This window comes from Kordia sp. SMS9 (assembly GCF_003352465.1).
Taxonomy (GTDB): domain Bacteria; phylum Bacteroidota; class Bacteroidia; order Flavobacteriales; family Flavobacteriaceae; genus Kordia.
Window position 1 is genome coordinate 2880307 of sequence record NZ_CP031153.1, and the last position, 17875, is coordinate 2898181.

The window sequence follows — 17875 nt, forward strand, 5'->3', positions numbered from 1 at the left end:
TTTAGAGTTTGTATTTATGTAATAAAAATGATTTATAGTCTTGTTGTTGTTTTAGGTTTCCTTTAAGGATTTCAGAAGAAATACTTTCTATAATTTGATTCAGTAGAATGGCTTCTAAATTTGGATTTTCGTATTGTAATGCTTCAAAAACACCAGCAAGTTTGTCAATAAGAGGCTGCATTTTTTGCGGATTGTTGTATGCCACTTCCCATTTTAGCTTAAACTGCAAACGCCAAAAGTCAAATTCGCTTTCTTTTACGCTAAAAGGAAGTTCAATTGCTTTTTTTAATACAGTTTTTGGATCAGTTTCCGTGATAATTGGCATGATAACGTCTGCAATTCGTGATTCTGCATCTTTTATAATTGCATCAAGTAATCCTTTTTTGTTTGTAAAATGTCTGAATATCAAACCTTCGGAAACGCCTGCTTTCTTTCCAATTTTACTCGTGGAAGTAGCGTTATATCCTTCATTAGAAAACAATTCTAATGCAGCTTGTAGTATTTTTTCTTGTTTATCAGTCATTTTAATAGTGAGCAATCACTCACAAAAGTATCTCAAATTTTCTAGACAACCAAATTTTAGTTTGTTAAAGTTATCTTTACTTATTTCTTGGGTATTTTCTACCATTTAGAAACTTCCCAATAAACGTATTCCGAACGCAGTAATGATACGTAACAAAACACACAATCGTTGTTGCGGTAGTTACCAATAAAAATTTAGGAATGGCACCAATGGGCAATTTCCAGACGGTGAGTGGAAATAACGCGGTCAATGGCAAATGAATTAAATATACCCAATACGAAGCGTCTGAAATGTATCGCATTCGCTTGGAATGTTTACTTCCATACCGAATAAACAATCCTGTGATTCCAAAAATAAACAACCAAACGGTAAACGCACTGAAAGCAATCAATAGTGGTGAATTGGTGTTTGGTTTCAAATCCATATCTGCATATTGAATGATAAATCCTTGTGTCACTACTAAAATAATGGCAGATATTGTAGCGAACCAATCAAACTTTCTGATGGTGTGTAAATGCTGTTTACATTTGTACAAAATCCATCCGATCAAATAGAAAAAAACATAATAGATAAATGTATGCGCATCTGGCGTAAGCGACGTTGAAGAAGCCACCATCGGCGTTTGTAAAATAGTCAACATTACAAAGGTCATTCCCGCAAAGAACAGCATGCGAATCAACGGTTTTGGGAAGATCCAGTTGCCAATCGTTTTAATTTGTGAAGTGATTTTAGGTGTTTTCTTTAAGCATAAAGCCAATACTACTGCAAACGCTGTACAAAAGATGAGGTAATATAAAAACCATAAATGCGACGTGCTTTTTGGAATGTAGAAGTAGAAATTTGAGAATGGTTGTAGCGCATTTTGCAGTGCATTTTCTTCTCCATTGAGTGTTTGACTAGAAAATCCAAAAGAGAAATCGAGCATAGGCGCAAGAAGGATTAGAAATACGATAAACGGAAATATAATTCTTGCAATTCTGTTATGGATCATGCGTTTGGGACTTCGTTCATAAAACAACATTGCCCCAAAAAAGCCTGCAATAAGAAAAAAGATGGGCATGCGAAACGAGTGAATCATCAGGATTAAAAAGTCGGTCGCAATATGAGTAGATTCTGGATCTTTTAACGACCAAACATCTCCGTGATCCGTTACATTATACGTCAATGCAGAATGCAATACCAAACCCAACATCATCATGATGGCGCGTAAGGAATCTAGTGAATGGATGCGTGCGGTTTTCAAAGTGATTGTTGTGTAATTTGTATACGTCTGTACATGATACTTTCTTCTATTCTTGAGAGGTTTATGTCGTTACAATCCAATCCATTGGTCAAGCTCAAGCAATTATCGGTTTCATGAAATTCAAATTCAATTCCTACTAAGTTATAATCCTTTTCGTTTACGATTTCATTTTCAATTGAATTCTCAAGAACAAAGTTATATTCAATTAGAAAAATGTTTCGAATCGTTTTTCCTTGAATTATGTTTAGATGGTTGAAAGCACTTTCTTTCCAAATTAAAGGCATTTCATCGCCAGCGCCATACCAATCTAATTTTTTAGAAAGATCAATTTTATTGATGGTCATACTGTAATCACAAAGTTGAACTGCGGTGAATTCATATTGAATTTCATCAATAATAAGGATAATAGGTCCATCAGCATTCCATTCATTAAATTCAGTATTCCATTGTACGTAATAGTTACTTATTTTTTTATCTAGTACGTGTAATAAGAAATGTTTGTTTTTTTTCAGAAAAGGAATTGCATGAGAGAAATATTGAGGTTTGTATTTTGGGATGCCTAGCATTGAATTTTTTTGAATAAAATATGTGTCTAAAATAATATAGAAATCTAACATTCCTATCCTTACAGCAATAAATTCATCAATTTTTATACACATTAAAATATAAAGCTTATTTTTGCCAAAAATTTATATGGCGCGTATTCTAGCGATTGATTATGGGAAGAAACGAACAGGAATTGCCGTTACCGACGAAATGCAACTCATTGCTTCTGGTTTGACAACGGTTCGTACACATGATCTTATCAAGTTTTTAAAAGACTATGTTGCCAAAGAAAATGTGGAATTGTTTTTGGTTGGCGAACCAAAACAGATGAACAACGAAGCTTCCGAAAGTGAAGTGTTGATCCAAGAGTTTATTCGCTTACTGACCAAAGCTATTCCCACAATTCCCATAAAACGTGTAGACGAGCGTTTTACATCAAAAATGGCGTTTCAAACCATGATTGATAGCGGATTGAAAAAGAAACAACGTCAAAATAAAGGTTTAATAGATGAAATAAGTGCAACGATTATCTTGCAATCTTATCTATACAAATAGTACAACTTATGATATTACCAATTGTCGCTTTTGGCGATCCAGTTTTACGAAAAGTAGCAACAGATATTACGCCAGAGTATCCAAATTTGGACACCTTGCTCGAAAATATGTTTGAAACCATGTACAATGCGTATGGTGTTGGATTGGCTGCACCACAAATAGGACTTCCTATTCGTTTGTTTATGGTAGATGCTACAGGTTTTGCGGAAGATGAAGAGTTAGATCTTGAGCAAAGAAAACAACTAGAAGGCATGAAGAAAGTGTTTATCAACGCAAAAATTTTGGAGCGCGATGGGGAACCTTGGGTGTTTAATGAAGGTTGTTTGAGCATTCCTGATGTGCGTGAAGATGTATTTCGTCCAGAAAGTATCAAGATTGAATACTACGACGAAAATTTTGAGAAGCACGTAGAAGAATATGACGGATTGGCGGCGCGTGTCATTCAGCATGAGTACGATCATATTGAAGGAATTTTGTTTACTGATAAACTATCTCCACTAAAAAGACGTTTATTAAAAGGAAGATTGACAAATATTTCGCGCGGACGCATCAAAGTAGATTACAAAATGCGTTTTCCAGATGCAAAGAAAATTCGATAAGTTGTTTTAAAAGTAAATCTTCTAAAATTTCAACAGCGAAAAAAGGAAAGAAAAGCAAATTAAGGAGCAATATGATTTCGCGCTACAGCGAGACGCATTCACTACTAATTTTGATCGTTTCTTAATTAGAATCTCAAAACTGAAATTCACTAAAAATAAAGTTAAAAAAAGTGATGGAATACGTACAATATGTATATTTGCCATCCTTACGTAGAAAATATATACTATGAGTTTAGAAAAAATATTAGCTATTTCTGGAAAGCCAGGATTATATGAATTGAAAACACAAACGCGTAATGGCTTTGTGGCAGAATCATTATCGGATGGAAAAAAAATATCCGTGAGTCTGCGTCATAATGTAAGTTTATTATCTGAAATTGCTATTTACACATACACCGAAGAAATTCCACTCGGAGAAGTGTTAGAGAAAGTGAAGCAAAAAGAAAACGGAGCTGCGACATCTATCAATCATAAAGAGTCTAAAAACGTTTTAACAAATTACTTCTCAGAAGTATTACCAGATTACGACGAAGATCGTGTGTATCCGAGTGATATTAAAAAGGTAATTCAGTGGTACAATTTGTTACATTCTAAAGGATTTACAGATTTCACCGCAGAAGCTTCGTCTGAAGAAGAATAACACACATATCAAAGTTTAGTCAAAAAAAAATCCAGCATTCGCTGGATTTTTTTTGTTATAGTATAAAGTATGTTATTGCTTTTTTATAACAGAATTTGCAGAAGCATTAATCGCGTCTACATAATTTTGAGGAGCGCCAACTTCTGACATTCCCATAAACATAATGCACGTATCTGCATCGCGTTTTAGGCAATATACTGTGCTATTGATGGTAACGCCTTGTGCTTCGCTGGTACCTTTTAAATACACAACATTTACACCATTCATCATTTTCTCTCCTTTGTCTGCAACTTTAAATTCTGGCGGTAAATTACTTTCTAATTTGTCCTTCGCGTTTTCATACGTTTCTGGAACAATCATAGCCATAATTACAGCTTTTGGCTCTTCAGATACATACGTATTTGGCGTTACTTCCATAAAAAGCTCTTTATCTACAGTCATGTCTATTTTAATAGACATCAATTCCATAGCTCTTTTTTGCTTATCAGCTTCTGTTTCTTCAGCTGCTTTTACTTCTTGTGCTTGCACATTCAATGCAGCTACAAAAAGCATGCACAGTGCGATCAATGTTTTTTTCATTATAATGTTACGTTTAATGGTTCAAAAATACGGAATAGTTTTGAGCAATATTGCGAATCCGTATGTTATTTATGTTATGTAGGCATAAAGTGTGCCATACTTCGACAGGCTCAGCATGCCACGTTTGCAAAAAGTTCAGTATGCTGCGTTTCATAGGTTCAGTATGTCGTGTTTCCAAAAGTTTGTTATACTTGTTTTTAAAATTTCAATATAAATGATTCGACAGGCTCAGCATGCCACGTTTGCAAAAAGTTCAGTATGCTGCGTTTCATAGGTTCAGTATGTCGTGTTTCCAAAAGTTTGTTATACTTGTTTTTAAAATTTCAATATAAATGATTCGACAGGCTCAGTATGCTGCGTTTGCAAAAAGTTCAGTATGCTGCGTTTTACCAGTTCAGTATAAATGATTTTTCAAATGGAGTAAAAAGATGACAATTAGTTTACAACTATGAATCTAGCCAGTCTAAAAAGGTCTAACATTTCTAAACAATCTAACAAGTCTATGAATCTAAAATTCTTCGATGATAATTAATCTGCCCCACATGATAACTCAAATGCCATAATAAATGAAGCAACATCAATTCATACGAAGGAATTTCTCCGTTTTTTTCTATCGGATATTTTTCTTGTAATTTCTCTTCGGGAAAGTTCATCAACGCTGTCAACACAATTTCTTTTACCTTCGTAATTTCAGCAAGTAAGGTTGCTTTTGGAACGTTTCTCGTGCTAAATTCCAAGTCGCGCTGACGCACATAATCCGTATTTCCCAAATGTTTGCCAATAAAATGGTTCAGATTTCCAATCAAGTGCAAACACAAAGTTCCCGCGCTGTTTGAAATGTTTTCTGTGACTTTCCAAAGAGAAGTTTCCTCTTGATACTGTTCAATTTCAGAAGTTAAACGATCAATTTCTCTGTCAAAAATTTTTATAAGTGAAGTTTTCATACCGTATTTTTTATGTATTTAAAAGTACAAAGATTGTTTCTAAAATACCTAGTTTTGTTATTCTTATACAATCCAACTTATGAATTCCAGAAAAGCACAACTTGAAGCCTTTGATCGTTTGTTAACCATTATGGATGAATTGCGCGAGCAATGTCCGTGGGATCGTAAGCAAACCTTGCAAACGCTACGTCATTTAACGATTGAAGAAACCTACGAATTGGGCGACGCGATTCTAGAAAATGATTTGGAAGAAGTCAAAAAAGAATTGGGAGATTTACTTTTGCATATTGTGTTTTACGCGAAAATTGGCAGTGAAACCAAAGATTTTGACATGGCAGATGTAGCCAACGGAATTTGCGAAAAACTCATCAGTCGTCATCCGCATATTTACGGCGATGTTGAGGTAAATGATGAAGAAGATGTAAAACGCAACTGGGAGAATCTAAAATTAAAAGAAGGAAAAAAATCAGTTTTAGAAGGTGTTCCGAAAAGTCTGCCTGCATTGGTAAAAGCAAATCGAATTCAAGATAAAGTGGCAGGTGTCGGATTTGATTGGGAAGAACCAAATCAAGTGTGGGAAAAGTTAGAAGAAGAACTCTCCGAATTTCAAGAAGAAGTTGCCAAAGGCGATCAACAAGCGATGGAATCCGAATTTGGCGATGTACTATTCTCCATGATCAATTATGCACGTTTTCTTAAAATTGATCCTGAAAATGCTTTAGAACGAACCAACAAAAAATTCATCAAACGGTTTCAATATTTAGAACAAAAAGCTGCTGGACTTGATAAACAGCTATCCGATATGACCTTAGCAGAAATGGACGTTTTTTGGGAAGAAGCTAAAAAACTTTAAATTTCAAATGCTAAATTATAAATGTTGAATTTTAAATTACTTCGTTCTAAGACACTAAATTGCTTCAAATAATATAACGTCATTTCGAGTGGTTTTCTGTCATATCGAGCGCAATTGAGATAGATATAAAATTGTATCGAGAAGTATTCTGAAACTCTAAATTTCAAATGTTGAATTTTAATTACTTCGTTCTAAGACACTAAATTACTTCAAATAATATAACGTCACTTCGAGTGGTTTTATGTCATATTGAGCGCAGTCGAAATAGATATAAAATTGTATCGAGAAGTATTCTGAAACTCTAAATTTCAAATGCTAAATTATAAATGTTGAATTTTAAATTACTTCGTTCTAAGACACTAAATTACTTCAAATAATATAACGTCATTTCGAGTGATTTTATGTCATATTGAGCGCAGTCGAAATAGACATAAAATTGTATCGAGAAGTACTTTTTTTTGCAATTGTTTTTAGCTTTTTATGCGATGCTGAATCAATTTCAGCATGACGGAAGAAATAATAAAAAAGGCGAATACGCAAAAAACCGTTTCAAACGAAACGGTCTTACATTTTTATATCTACGAGCATTGAGCTTGTCGAAATGCGAAATACAAAACATCTCAATACTCAATACTAAAATTAAAGCGATCGCAACTGCTGCAATTTCGCTTTCCAAGTATCTAAATTTCTCTTGTGTTTGTCAATATCATGATGTACTTTTTTCAACATCGGACTGTTGGAAGACGAGTTGGAAAAGAATTGCAAGTTGTTTTCTAACTGACGAATTTCACCTGAAATTTCATCAATTTTTCTGCGAATAAATATAATTTCCGAATTGATTTTCGCTTGATCTAAATTTTCCAAACGATTGCTATACTTGATCAATTCCGATTCTTGCTTGTCAATATTCATCTTATTAAACAAACCGTCCACCACTTTATTGAACTTATTGTCAATATTCTTTTTGTTGTAGGGAACTCTACCAATCGTTTTCCAAGCAGCAATTTTAGATTGTATAACAGCAATATCTACTTTTGTGTCGCCTGATAATTCCAAAGCTTGTATATCCGCCAAAAATGCTTCTTTCTTTTCTAATGCTTCCACTTCTTCGGCATTGGCAGCATTTTTCTGTGCATGCAAGCGATCAAAATAGTGATTACAAGCGGTTTTAAACTGTTTCCAAATTTTATCAGAGATCTTTTTAGGTACATGTCCAATCTTTTTCCAATCGGCTTGTACTTTCTTCATTTTTGGTGTCACATCTGACCAATCGTCGCTATCTTTTAACGATTCTGCCAATTCGATCAATGCCATTTTTTTGGCTAAATTGTCTTGTTGTTCTTTCTTCAACGATTTGTAAAATGCATTCTTATTGGCATTAAACTCACGAACCGCTTGCTTGAATTTAGCCCAGGTTTCTTCATTCACTTTCAGCGGAACTTTCCCTGCATTAAAAAACGCTTCACGCAGCTTTTCAATTTCTTTAATTTTATTTTGCCACTGATTGTGTACGTTATAATTTCCTCCAGAAATTTCCTTGATCTTCGCAATAATTTCTTCTTTTACGACTAAATTTTGCTCATAAATCTGATCAATATTTTTAAAATATTCTTGACGACGATCGTGAATCACTTTTGTAGCCGCACTAAAACGATTCCAAATTTCTTCGCGTAACTCTTTGGCTACCGGACCGACTTCTTCTTTCCAGAGTCGGTGTAAATTTTGCAATTCGCGGAACGCATGCATTACATTTTCTTCCGCTGCCAATTCTTCTGCGCGCGCCACAATCTTTTCTTTTTCTTCGTAATTACGCTTAAAATCTAAATCGCGCAGATCTCTATTTAAGTGTAAAAAGTCGTAAAAACGCTCAATATGGTGATGATATGTTTTCCAAACATTATTGTATTGCGCTTTCGGAATTGGGCCAGCGTTGCGCCAATCTTCTTGAATTTGCTTAAAGTGTTTGTACGTCGTATTGATATTTTCTTCCACATTTAGCAAGCCTTTCAACTCTTCAATCAACGCCAAACGTCTTTCTAAATTTGCATGTAAATCTTTCTCTAAATTCTTGTAGTATTCGTTGCGTTTGCTTCGATATTCGTTATACGCAACATTGAATCTTCCCTTGATCGGTAGGGAAAAATGAAAATCGATGATATTTCCACCTTCAGCTAAAAACTCTTCTTTTCGCTGCTCTAAGACTTCCGTAAACTTTTGGTTGAACTCCGATTTGATGCTTTCTACATGCTCTTTAATCGCTTGCACTTTTTCATTGCGAACCAATTTTTCCAATTCGTCTACCAAAGCATCTTTCGTCATAGAATGGTAATCCAACATTGGAATTTCATGACGCACATTCGCACTTTCATCTTCAGCTTCTTCGGCTGCATTGTCTTGCACTTCCTCAACAGCTTCTTGATGTTCTTCAATGGTTTGCTCAGTATCTTCTAGTTCAGTCTCAGTCTCAGTTTTGGCTTCACCATCAGTTGCAGTATCACTTTCGACTTCAGTTGTAGTCTCAGTTTCCGTCGTAGCTTCTACAGTATTTTCGGTTTCAACTTCAATTTCAGCCTCGAGTTCAACTTCACGTTCATTAGTTTCAATTTCGAGTTCATTTTCAACTTCATTCTCTGCTTCGTTGGTTGCTTGTGCTTCTAAATTTCCTTCTGCATCTTCGTGCAGGTTATCATCTTTTTCTTCTAACATCATTGTAAATGTTTGGGTTCTTTTTCACGCTTTAAGTACCGAAGATACTAACAAGAAACAAAACGACAAAGTTTTACAGATGCGAAACTGCTATAATTGCAGTAAAAAGTGTAATTTTTTTTAAGAATTCCATATTTTCCAAGCCTTTTCTGCTTGAAACTCTAACATTTTGGATCCATTCACAATTTGTGCGCCTTGCAAACGCCCAAGTTTTAAAAAGGTAGTTTCTGACGGATTGTAAATTAAATCGAAGAACAAAAAATCTTTGGAAACATATTTGTAAGGAATGTCTGGACAATCTTCGATTTTTGGAAAAGTGCCCAACGGTGTACAATTCACAATAATTGGATGCGATTTCATGATGTTTTCACTCAAATCTTGATACGAAATCGACTGTTTGTTTTTTGGCTTTCGCGAAACGTATTTGTAGTCAATATCCAATTCTTCAAAAACGAATGCAATCGCTTTAGATGCGCCACCGGTACCGAGAATCAACGCTTTTTTATGCTGCTGTTTTAAATGTGGCTTGAGCGATTTTTTAAATCCGTAACAATCCGTATTGTAGCCTTTTAAAGAACCATCTTCCATGACTTTGATCGTGTTTACAGCTCCTATTTTTTTGGCTTTTTTGTGTAATTTGTCTAAGTGAGGAATTACAGCTTCTTTGTACGGAATTGTAACATTCATCCCTTTAATATTGCGGTTTTCTTGAAAAATTTTCGGAAAATCTTCTATCGTAGGAATGTCAAAATTGGTATAAAAATGATCGTTGAGTTGTAGGTTTTTGAATTTTCTTGAAAAATAACCTCTCGAAAACGAGTAGGCAATGTGTCTTCCTAACAATCCGAAGAGTGATTTATATCTTTTTAGTTCGTTTTCCATACCAATCTAAAGCTAAAACAATGGTTATCCCAAATACAACAAAAAATAAAGCAATCCACGTTTCGCTTGACCCAACATCAGGCATAAAACGTTTGTAGTTTTCAATGATTTCTCTTCCGTTAGAATCTAACAAGGTAGCACCGAGTTCGTCCGTTTTATACACTTCTTCTTTCCACGGCCAAACAACACCTAACGAGCCAGAAATAAAGCCAATAATGACGGCGGTTGTTAAGTGTTTGAAGTGTTTTAAAACATAATTTAATAGATGCGATAATGTAACCAATCCTACGGCAGAACCCACCGTAAAAACACCCAATACTTTGAGATCGCGAATGCGTTCAGGATTCTTGATAAAGTCAAAACTTCCTTGAAGTATTTCTGCAATGGTATCATACAATGCGTTTACCGAATCGACAAGCAACAGCACATAATTGCCCAATAAAATTAGAATGAACGAACCAGAAAGTCCTGGTAAGGTCATTCCAGAAACACTGATAATTCCACAAATAAATACAAAACCTAAATGATCATTCTCCGTGGCAGGATTCATTAAACTGATAGCAACACCGATCAAAGCACCTACAAGTATACCAATAATAGTTCTACGATTCCAATGTTTAAAATCTTTTCCGATGTAGTAAATAGAACCGAGAATCATCCCAAAAAACGCCGCCCACACATAGAGTTTGTAATGCTGAATGAAATAATCTAATATTTTGGAAACGCTAAAATAACTGATCAACATTCCCAAAATAAGCAATCCTAAAAAACGCCCGTTGATGTAGCGTGCAAAACTTTTAAAACGTCCATTAAATAGAAATTTGAACGCTTTGCCATTAATCCGCTGTAGCGAAAAAATAAATTCTTCATAAAAGCCTGCCACAAATGCTACGACACCTCCTGAAACACCTGGAACTTTGTTCGCTGCGCCCATTGCCAATCCTTTGACAATTAGTAAGATTTTATCTTTGAGCGTTCGTGTGCTTTCCATGAAGTTTTAGATGTGTTTTGGTTCTTTTGTAGTGGCGAGTTTTTCCATGATGAAGATCGTTAAAAATCCAACAATCATCAATCCGATAGCAAATAAAAGTTTGGATTCTCCTTGACCGATGTCTTCAAAAGTGGTTGGCAAGATGCTTTTTCCATATACATTTACTTCTGCTCCATGCGAGTCGATTCGTGTACCATCAATCACTTTCCACGGCCAAATTTTGTTCAAAGAACCTAAAATAAAGCCTGTTAAAATGGCAAATGTGATGTTTTTATAATTACTGAATAACCATTTTAATAGTTTTGAAAATAGCAATAAACCAATGATCGCGCCTGCGCCAAAAATAGCAATCAGTTTTAAATCTCTGTTGTTAATTGCAGTTAAAACAGGTTCGTATGCGCCCAACAAAACTAGGATAAACGCACCTGAAATTCCTGGGAGAATCATGGCGCAAATTGCCAAAGCTCCAGCGATGAATAGAAACCAATTGGCGTCCACACTTTCGGTGCCGCGCGGTAAGGTTGTAATGTAATAGGCGAGTGCTGCTGCTAAAGCAAAACCAAGAATTGTTTTCCAGTCCCACTGTTTGATTTCTTTTCCGATAAATAAAATACTGGCTACGACCAATCCGAAGAAAAACGACCATAATAAGATGGGTTCGCTATTCAGTAAGGATTTGATGAGTTTGGCTAAGGATAGAATACTAATTGCGATTCCGAGAAGTAAGGCTACTAAGAAATTTCCGTTCAGTTGTGTCCACGCCGCTTTGATTCCTTCTTTGCGAAGCGTTTTAAACAAACCAACATTGATATTATTAATAGACGTAATGAGTTCTTCGTAAATTCCTGAAATAAAAGCGATGGTTCCTCCTGAAACGCCGGGCACTACATCTGCCGCGCCCATGGCTAATCCTTTGAAAGTAATGATCAAGTAATCGAATAGATTTCTATTCATGTGTAGCTAGATTATACGTTTTTGATTGGTACTGAGTTCATCTTTTTTAAAAATGAACGCTACACGCAAAAGTATGGAATTATGTGTACGGATTTTTAAATTCTGAAATAATATTTTTTACAGACAAACGCATCACGACACTTGGAAATAATTTTTGAAATAGTAAGTGTTCTTTAAAGTTGTTGCGCAAGGCATTTTTTAGGTGAAATGTGCCTTTGTTTTGTTCGCCCAAAATAAAATATACACCTGCCAAACGGTATTCGATTTTTGAGTTGTCTGGGTAAAATTCCAGTGCTTGCAATAACACGTGCGTACTGTTGCTGTATTCGCCTAAAAGTTTTAAAATATCTGCCCAAGCAATCCATGTAGAAAGTTCGTAATTGCCAAGTTCTACTGTTTTTTGGTAGGCAATATCGGCTTCTTCATACAACTGCAAGGCACGATGAATTTCGGCACTTCGTTTCCAATACGCTACATTTTCTGTGTCAATATTGATGGCTTTGTTGATATAATAGAGTGCTTTTTGATAATTTTCTCGCCCGATGTAATAATCTGTAATCGCAGTCCAGCCTTTATCTAACAACGGATCTTCATGCACTGTTTTGTAATAACATTTTACAGCCAACTCGTTGTTGCCTAATTTTTCATGGCATTTTCCCATGCGCAAATACGCAAACGACGTTGGATCGTCTAGTTTTAATGTCACTTCATAATTGTGAATTGCCTCGTTGTAGTTGCCTAATTTTTCTAAAACTTTTCCTTTTTCTAAATAGGCACCAATAAAATGATCGTCTGCAATGATGGCAAAGTCAAACGCTGCCAATGCTTCTGGATACATTTTTTTCGTGTAGTATTGTTTTCCTAATTGATGCCAAGCAACTTCCGAGTATGGATTTTTGTCAATATACTCGTTCAAATAACTGATGGCACCATCAATATCTTCTAAAAATTCAAAACAATAAATGGTATTGTATAGCGAAGAATAATCGTCAATATCTGACTCAATACACTTCATAAAGTAGCGTTTTGCTTCTTTAAAATCGTCAATAAATAGGTATTCCATTCCGATCAATGAGTGAACATCGGCAACATCATCACTATATTCTAACGCCATTTTTAGGAGTTCGATTGCTTTGTAATGTTCGTCTCTTTTGGAATAGACATTTGCTTTTTGAATGTAAATTTCTGCATTAGAAGGTTCTAACGTATACAACGCGTCTAATAACTTTTCAGCTTCGTCGAGTTTGTTTTCAAATACCATCAGTTCAATTTCCATCAGTTTTAAATTGACGGAACTTGGATGTTGTTCTAGTCCAAATTTGATCGCTTTCTTAGCAAGAGCAACCTTTCCAGCATCTAAATAATGGTGTGTGATTTCTTCGAATTCAGCAGCGTCAAAAAAGAAGACATTGTTTGTTTTCAACATCGATTCGAACCTCGAAAGTGCAAAATTTTGATCTTCATTAGCGCTAAATAGCATAGGCAGTTTGTACTTTTAGTTTTCTGTTACTTTAAATGTAGTTGATGTTCTTATTGATTTGAGGACGTGTGTCCAATTGTTTTCAACAAAGTAATCAACAACTACTTTTTGTTTCTCGTTTGGTATTGATTTGGTTGTTAGTTTGTTGCTTTGGTATTGGCAGATTGTATGGATAGCAATAACGCTTGCACATGCGGTTTTAGTCTGTTATTTTTCGTAAAACTTTCATAATGATGTCACAACCTTTCCTAATTTCTGCTTCAGAAATCGTTAATGGCGGCGTAATTCGGACGGCTTTTGGCTCAAAAAGTAGCCAAAATAGGATCAATCCTTCTTCTAAAGATGCTAAAACTACTTGATTTGCGATGTCACCATTCTTCATAATAAGCGATAACATGAGTCCTTTTCCGCGAATTTCTTCTATGTATTTGTGTTGTAATAATTCTCTAAATAGTTTTTCTTTTGTAAGCGTTTGTTCCATCAAATCACTTTCCGTGATTTCTTGTAAAGTTGCCAAACAGGCAGCCGCAATTACTGGATGACCTCCAAATGTGGTAATATGTCCTAGTTTCGGCTGATCGTACAATGAATCCATCATTTCTGCGGAAGCGGTAAACGCGCCAACGGGCATTCCGCCGCCCATTCCTTTTCCCATCACCACAATATCTGGTACGACATTGTAATTTTGGAATCCGAACAACCTTCCTGTACGTCCAAATCCAGGTTGAATTTCATCTAAAATTAATAAGGCACCAACTTCCTCACAACGTTTTTTAACTTTCGCCAGATAGTTGTTTTTTGGTGTGATAAATCCTGCGCCACCTTGAATCGTTTCTAAAATAATGCCCGCAGTTTTCGTAGTAATTTTTTCTAAATCGGCTTCGTTGTTGAATTCTATAAAATGTACATCGGGCAATAAAGGTCGGAATGCACTTTTGCGTTCTTCAAATCCCATCACGCTCATGGCGCCTTGTGTATTTCCGTGATAGGCGTGTTTGGCGGCAATCAGTTCGGAACGTCCTGTGAAACGTTTTGCCAACTTCATCGCGCCTTCAATGGCTTCTGTGCCAGAGTTTGTTAGGTATGTTTTTTCTAATGGATTTGGTAAATGAGAAGCCAATAATTTTGTCAATTCCACCGCAGATTTTTGTACATATTCTCCATATACCATTACGTGTAAGTATTGATCTAGCTGATCTTTGATCGCCTTGATAACGCGTGGATGTTTATGTCCCAAACTACACGCTGAAACGCCTGCTACGAAGTCTAAATATGCTTTTTGATTCGTATCATAAATATAACTTCCGTCTGCATGCGATATTTCCATCGCTAGCGGATGTGGTGTCGTTTGTGCTTGGTATGTGAAAAAATCTTCTTTCATCAATAATAATCTCCTTCAAAATCCTGTTGACAAAGATACAAAGTTAATTACTGTAAATTGATAGGTTTTGTTTTGAGTTTCTGTGTTTGCAGTTACGGATAGAAGGTGGTTAAAAAAAAGGATTTATGAACTGAATTTTTTCAGACTTTTTTAAAGTTCTCATAACTTCTATTTTTTTATGCTCATTGTTTGTTGCTGATGGCGGTTTTATTCCGTTTAATTTATACCAAACAACAAAATTTGCGGAAGAGTAGCCTTTGCAAACGTCTGTTACACTTGTTACGTAATGTTCTTTTTTTGAAGTTTCGCTATTAGTGATAGAAAGATGAATGTTGAAGTCTATTTCTAATTGATATTGATAGCTAGGAGATATATCTATTACATCTTTTGATCTTGTAAACTTTTTAAACTGACCTGTTTCTTTCCAGTTGGATTTAATACAGGGAACTATTTTTTGCTCAATAGACCATTTACCAAATATATGATTTACAGTAGTTGCTTCAAATGAGTTGCACAAGATCGTTTTTTTCCAGTCTAGCTTTCTTGGATGAACTGAATTTGAATCAAAAAAAGCCATGGGATTTTCAATATTCCATAAGTTATTAGATCCAATCACGACAAGACTATCTTTAATTTTATTTTCTAAAGAAAAGTAGTTCTTTATTAAGTCTTTTTTTAATCGAGGTTCAAAATAGTTAGATACACCTATGCTTCCATAAACGCTATCCAATTGCTCTTTGGCTTTTAATTCTATCCTATCTAAAGAAATATTTTTAAGTTCTAGAATAAGATCGTTGGCCACATATTTAAACTCATTGACACAAGAATCATTTACAGCATCTGTCACATACGCTCTTTCGTTTTCAGCAAGTCCTTTTCGTTCAGCGCGAGAACATGCAAAAAGAGTAGAAAGTACGAGAATCGGAATTATTTTTTGAACTATTTTCATGGTATTGGTGCAGTTGCGATAATTTGGATGAAAGTAAGAAAAACGCTTGTGTTTTTATAAAAATTAACGACTAATTACCATATTTTTGAATGCTTTCATTGAAAAGTGTTTTACTGTTTAAGCATAAATTGGACAATACGTTACCCTTTTTTTAAAATTTGATTTTATCCAAAAATCTAACTCATTGTTCTTTCATAACAGCTTTCTTTCCCGTAGCTTTCGGTTGCGCCACCACTTTTTTCTTCTTTTCCATTGCTTTTTTCTTTTCCTCTTTGTCTGGTGGAAGTGCTTTAAGTATGGTTTTTGATGCCTTGTCTTGTGAATCTTGTTCTTCTTCTTGCAACGGATCCATCGGATTGTTTAGTCCGCGAATCACTGGCAACACAAGATTGTTGTCGTCTTCATCAAAAATATCATCTTTGGAAAACATACGTTCGTCGCCACGCCAAATAAAACCGCGGAGTTTACGTGCATTTTTGGGTAAATCTTTGTCAGGATAAATCACGCCATCGGGACGTGTGAAAAAAGTAATATCTTCTATTTGATTGTTGTTGAGTGTCAAATTGATCGCGCTGCAAATGGTTTTGTTAATTCCGATAAATTCGCCACTGTCATTGTACATAAAATATACAACTTCGGTGTTTTTGATGACATCAACTTCATACAATTTGTTGTCTCGGAACTTTCCGTATAAATTTTGACCTTTTACTTGATTGTAATTGTTTTCGCCAATCGTATCTTTTTGTACAATAAATGCGTTGTTGATGACTTTTAACGAATCTAGCTTTTCAGTTTTTACATTTGAAATGAGGAAAATAGTATCGCCAGTCATTTGGCTGTCACCATTCCACATAATTGGACGACGCAACATTTTGGTAATTCCCGATTTGTTGTCTGCAAACAAAGAATCGCACTTTCCGCTCATATCAGTTTTGAAAAACTTTACATTTTTATAAGCTCTAATGATGCGATCTTCTGCGGGTCCCGTAACTACCAAACGATCTCCGTGAATGTACATAGAATCAGTTTCTACCAAGGTAATCGCCACGGCGCGTTTGGTAATAAAAGCAGAATCTTTTGCTTTGTACACTTCGCCATAATGACCTTTTAAAATCATTTTATTGATGGTGTCCGTAATTTTTATATTGTTCGTCGCGGAAGCGAAATTGGTGTTTTTTTCAAAATACAAACTGTCTCCATTGATGATGCGGTTGTCATAATCAATCCGCGATTCTTTGACAAAATAGCCTCTTTCAGAAACCGTATTGTAAAACCCGCGTTTGCAAAATATCGTGTATTCTTTTCCTTTGATCGTAGACGGACCATACATATACGCGTGTTTGGAGTCTGTGTAATAATCGAGTTGTGCAGAATTTACCGTATATTCAGGATTGTCAATTTGTACATCTTTTAAGAACTGATATTTGTTTCGCTGCATAAAATAACGCCCTTCAATACTTGTCAGCGTAGATGCGCTATCTTTTACAATTCCTTTGGTGTTGAAATAGGCTTCTTGTGCGTTTCTGTCAAAATATAAGGTATCGGTTTGCAAGGTCATATCCGGATTTTGCAAACGCACATTTCGTTTGGAAACCGCTAATTTTTCATCGCCATCGTATTCGATGTATTCGCTCGACATTTCTAAGGAATCGCCTTGTTGAATAAAGACATTTCCATAGGCTTTTACCCAATTTCGATCCTGAAACAACACAGCTCTATCGCACCACATATCCATACCTTCATGCTCAAAACGCACCTGTCCTTTATCAGTTTTGGAAAATATTTTAGCACCTGGAAATTTTTCTTCGTTCACGTTCAAGTTTCCACCATATACAATTTTGATAACGGTTTTTTTACCAGGAATTTGCTGGTTTTGCGAAAACGCGATTTGTGCTAAAAAAAGTAAGACGAATAATTTCTTCATAAAGTCATTACAAAGTTGCAAATACCGATCAATTCAAGATACATACAACTGTTAAAAATTCGCTCAAAAATAAACTTTTTTATGAGCAAACGTCCAAAATTATGAATTTTTAACGTCAAACACTTG

The 17875-nt window shown here is 35.3% G+C and carries 17 protein-coding genes; 4 read left to right on the forward strand and 13 right to left on the reverse strand.

Features of this window, described 5'->3' with window-relative positions; translation table 11 throughout:
- Window position 1 precedes the first annotated feature (1 nt).
- The 3 genes from KORDIASMS9_RS12405 to KORDIASMS9_RS12415 form a co-directional block, all read right to left on the reverse strand.
- Entirely contained in the window at window positions 2-523 is a 522-nt protein-coding gene (locus KORDIASMS9_RS12405) for a TetR/AcrR family transcriptional regulator (protein WP_114903143.1), read from the reverse strand.
- A gap of 76 nt (window positions 524-599) precedes the next feature.
- The gene (locus KORDIASMS9_RS12410; RefSeq protein WP_240321047.1) at window positions 600-1766 is read right to left on the reverse strand and encodes an acyltransferase family protein; all 1167 of its coding nucleotides are present in this window, start codon (window positions 1764-1766) and stop codon (window positions 600-602) included.
- Window positions 1763-2332: a hypothetical protein gene (locus tag KORDIASMS9_RS12415; RefSeq protein ID WP_162819922.1), complete on the reverse strand. Its 570-nt coding sequence runs from the start codon at window positions 2330-2332 to the stop codon at window positions 1763-1765. Before KORDIASMS9_RS12415 ends, KORDIASMS9_RS12410 begins: the two co-directional genes overlap by 4 nt.
- A gap of 127 nt (window positions 2333-2459) precedes the next feature.
- Between KORDIASMS9_RS12415 and ruvX the strand changes: the two genes are divergently transcribed.
- From ruvX to KORDIASMS9_RS12430, 3 genes are all read left to right on the forward strand, one after another.
- Window positions 2460-2867: a Holliday junction resolvase RuvX gene (ruvX, locus tag KORDIASMS9_RS12420; protein WP_114903145.1), complete on the forward strand. Its 408-nt coding sequence runs from the start codon at window positions 2460-2462 to the stop codon at window positions 2865-2867.
- An 8-nt stretch (window positions 2868-2875) separates the two neighbouring features.
- Window positions 2876-3466 (forward strand): peptide deformylase, encoded by a 591-nt coding sequence (gene def / locus KORDIASMS9_RS12425; RefSeq protein WP_114903146.1) that lies wholly within the window; start codon window positions 2876-2878, stop codon window positions 3464-3466.
- Window positions 3467-3692: 226 nt separating this feature from the next.
- Window positions 3693-4106, forward strand: coding sequence for a DUF5606 domain-containing protein (locus KORDIASMS9_RS12430; RefSeq protein ID WP_114903147.1), 414 nt, complete (start codon window positions 3693-3695; stop codon window positions 4104-4106).
- Between the two features lie 72 nt (window positions 4107-4178).
- Here KORDIASMS9_RS12430 and KORDIASMS9_RS12435 read toward each other — a convergent pair whose 3' ends face one another.
- Both KORDIASMS9_RS12435 and KORDIASMS9_RS12440 read right to left on the reverse strand, forming a co-directional pair.
- Window positions 4179-4685 carry a hypothetical protein gene (locus KORDIASMS9_RS12435; RefSeq protein ID WP_240321048.1) on the reverse strand — a complete coding sequence of 169 codons (507 nt, stop codon included), beginning with the start codon at window positions 4683-4685 and terminating at the stop codon, window positions 4179-4181.
- Window positions 4686-5185: 500 nt separating this feature from the next.
- Window positions 5186-5629: a DUF1572 family protein gene (locus KORDIASMS9_RS12440; RefSeq protein WP_114903148.1), complete on the reverse strand. Its 444-nt coding sequence runs from the start codon at window positions 5627-5629 to the stop codon at window positions 5186-5188.
- 79 nt (window positions 5630-5708) lie between these two features.
- Here KORDIASMS9_RS12440 and mazG point away from each other — a divergent pair, with 79 nt between their 5' ends.
- The gene (gene mazG, locus KORDIASMS9_RS12445) at window positions 5709-6482 is read left to right on the forward strand and encodes a nucleoside triphosphate pyrophosphohydrolase (protein WP_114903149.1); all 774 of its coding nucleotides are present in this window, start codon (window positions 5709-5711) and stop codon (window positions 6480-6482) included.
- A 639-nt stretch (window positions 6483-7121) separates the two neighbouring features.
- On the opposite strand, the gene KORDIASMS9_RS12450 is transcribed toward mazG, so the two are convergent.
- From KORDIASMS9_RS12450 to KORDIASMS9_RS12485, 8 genes are all read right to left on the reverse strand, one after another.
- Window positions 7122-9188, reverse strand: coding sequence for a DUF349 domain-containing protein (locus KORDIASMS9_RS12450; protein ID WP_114903150.1), 2067 nt, complete (start codon window positions 9186-9188; stop codon window positions 7122-7124).
- A 120-nt stretch (window positions 9189-9308) separates the two neighbouring features.
- Window positions 9309-10070, reverse strand: coding sequence for a shikimate dehydrogenase (locus tag KORDIASMS9_RS12455; RefSeq protein ID WP_114903151.1), 762 nt, complete (start codon window positions 10068-10070; stop codon window positions 9309-9311).
- Entirely contained in the window at window positions 10045-11061 is a 1017-nt protein-coding gene (locus KORDIASMS9_RS12460; RefSeq protein ID WP_114903152.1) for a DUF368 domain-containing protein, read from the reverse strand. The genes KORDIASMS9_RS12455 and KORDIASMS9_RS12460 overlap by 26 nt, the downstream gene beginning before the upstream one ends.
- Before the next feature lie 6 nt (window positions 11062-11067).
- Window positions 11068-12015, reverse strand: a complete 948-nt coding sequence (locus tag KORDIASMS9_RS12465) for a DUF368 domain-containing protein (RefSeq protein WP_114903153.1) — start codon at window positions 12013-12015, stop codon at window positions 11068-11070.
- A 79-nt stretch (window positions 12016-12094) separates the two neighbouring features.
- Entirely contained in the window at window positions 12095-13495 is a 1401-nt protein-coding gene (locus KORDIASMS9_RS12470) for a tetratricopeptide repeat protein (RefSeq protein ID WP_114903154.1), read from the reverse strand.
- Between the two features lie 199 nt (window positions 13496-13694).
- Window positions 13695-14876: an aspartate aminotransferase family protein gene (locus KORDIASMS9_RS12475; RefSeq protein ID WP_114903155.1), complete on the reverse strand. Its 1182-nt coding sequence runs from the start codon at window positions 14874-14876 to the stop codon at window positions 13695-13697.
- 109 nt (window positions 14877-14985) lie between these two features.
- Entirely contained in the window at window positions 14986-15825 is an 840-nt protein-coding gene (locus KORDIASMS9_RS12480) for a hypothetical protein (RefSeq protein WP_114903156.1), read from the reverse strand.
- Window positions 15826-16006: 181 nt separating this feature from the next.
- Window positions 16007-17749 (reverse strand): OstA-like protein, encoded by a 1743-nt coding sequence (locus KORDIASMS9_RS12485; RefSeq protein ID WP_114903157.1) that lies wholly within the window; start codon window positions 17747-17749, stop codon window positions 16007-16009.
- Window positions 17750-17875 lie beyond the last annotated feature (126 nt).

What these genes read in the sequence shown, in the direction of transcription:
- ruvX (WP_114903145.1), top strand. Translation starts at nt 2,460, where the DNA reads ATGGCGCGTATTCTAGCGATTGATTATGGGAAGAAACGAACAGGAATT.
- KORDIASMS9_RS12485 (WP_114903157.1), bottom strand. Translation starts at nt 17,749, where the DNA reads ATGAAGAAATTATTCGTCTTACTTTTTTTAGCACAAATCGCGTTTTCG.
- KORDIASMS9_RS12430 (WP_114903147.1), top strand. Translation starts at nt 3,693, where the DNA reads ATGAGTTTAGAAAAAATATTAGCTATTTCTGGAAAGCCAGGATTATAT.
- KORDIASMS9_RS12405 (WP_114903143.1), bottom strand. Translation starts at nt 523, where the DNA reads ATGACTGATAAACAAGAAAAAATACTACAAGCTGCATTAGAATTGTTT.
- KORDIASMS9_RS12440 (WP_114903148.1), bottom strand. Translation starts at nt 5,629, where the DNA reads ATGAAAACTTCACTTATAAAAATTTTTGACAGAGAAATTGATCGTTTA.
- KORDIASMS9_RS12480 (WP_114903156.1), bottom strand. Translation starts at nt 15,825, where the DNA reads ATGAAAATAGTTCAAAAAATAATTCCGATTCTCGTACTTTCTACTCTT.
- KORDIASMS9_RS12450 (WP_114903150.1), bottom strand. Translation starts at nt 9,188, where the DNA reads ATGTTAGAAGAAAAAGATGATAACCTGCACGAAGATGCAGAAGGAAAT.
- KORDIASMS9_RS12455 (WP_114903151.1), bottom strand. Translation starts at nt 10,070, where the DNA reads ATGGAAAACGAACTAAAAAGATATAAATCACTCTTCGGATTGTTAGGA.
- KORDIASMS9_RS12470 (WP_114903154.1), bottom strand. Translation starts at nt 13,495, where the DNA reads ATGCTATTTAGCGCTAATGAAGATCAAAATTTTGCACTTTCGAGGTTC.
- mazG (WP_114903149.1), top strand. Translation starts at nt 5,709, where the DNA reads ATGAATTCCAGAAAAGCACAACTTGAAGCCTTTGATCGTTTGTTAACC.
- KORDIASMS9_RS12475 (WP_114903155.1), bottom strand. Translation starts at nt 14,876, where the DNA reads ATGAAAGAAGATTTTTTCACATACCAAGCACAAACGACACCACATCCG.
- KORDIASMS9_RS12465 (WP_114903153.1), bottom strand. Translation starts at nt 12,015, where the DNA reads ATGAATAGAAATCTATTCGATTACTTGATCATTACTTTCAAAGGATTA.
- KORDIASMS9_RS12415 (WP_162819922.1), bottom strand. Translation starts at nt 2,332, where the DNA reads ATGCTAGGCATCCCAAAATACAAACCTCAATATTTCTCTCATGCAATT.
- def (WP_114903146.1), top strand. Translation starts at nt 2,876, where the DNA reads ATGATATTACCAATTGTCGCTTTTGGCGATCCAGTTTTACGAAAAGTA.
- KORDIASMS9_RS12435 (WP_240321048.1), bottom strand. Translation starts at nt 4,685, where the DNA reads ATGAAAAAAACATTGATCGCACTGTGCATGCTTTTTGTAGCTGCATTG.
- KORDIASMS9_RS12460 (WP_114903152.1), bottom strand. Translation starts at nt 11,061, where the DNA reads ATGGAAAGCACACGAACGCTCAAAGATAAAATCTTACTAATTGTCAAA.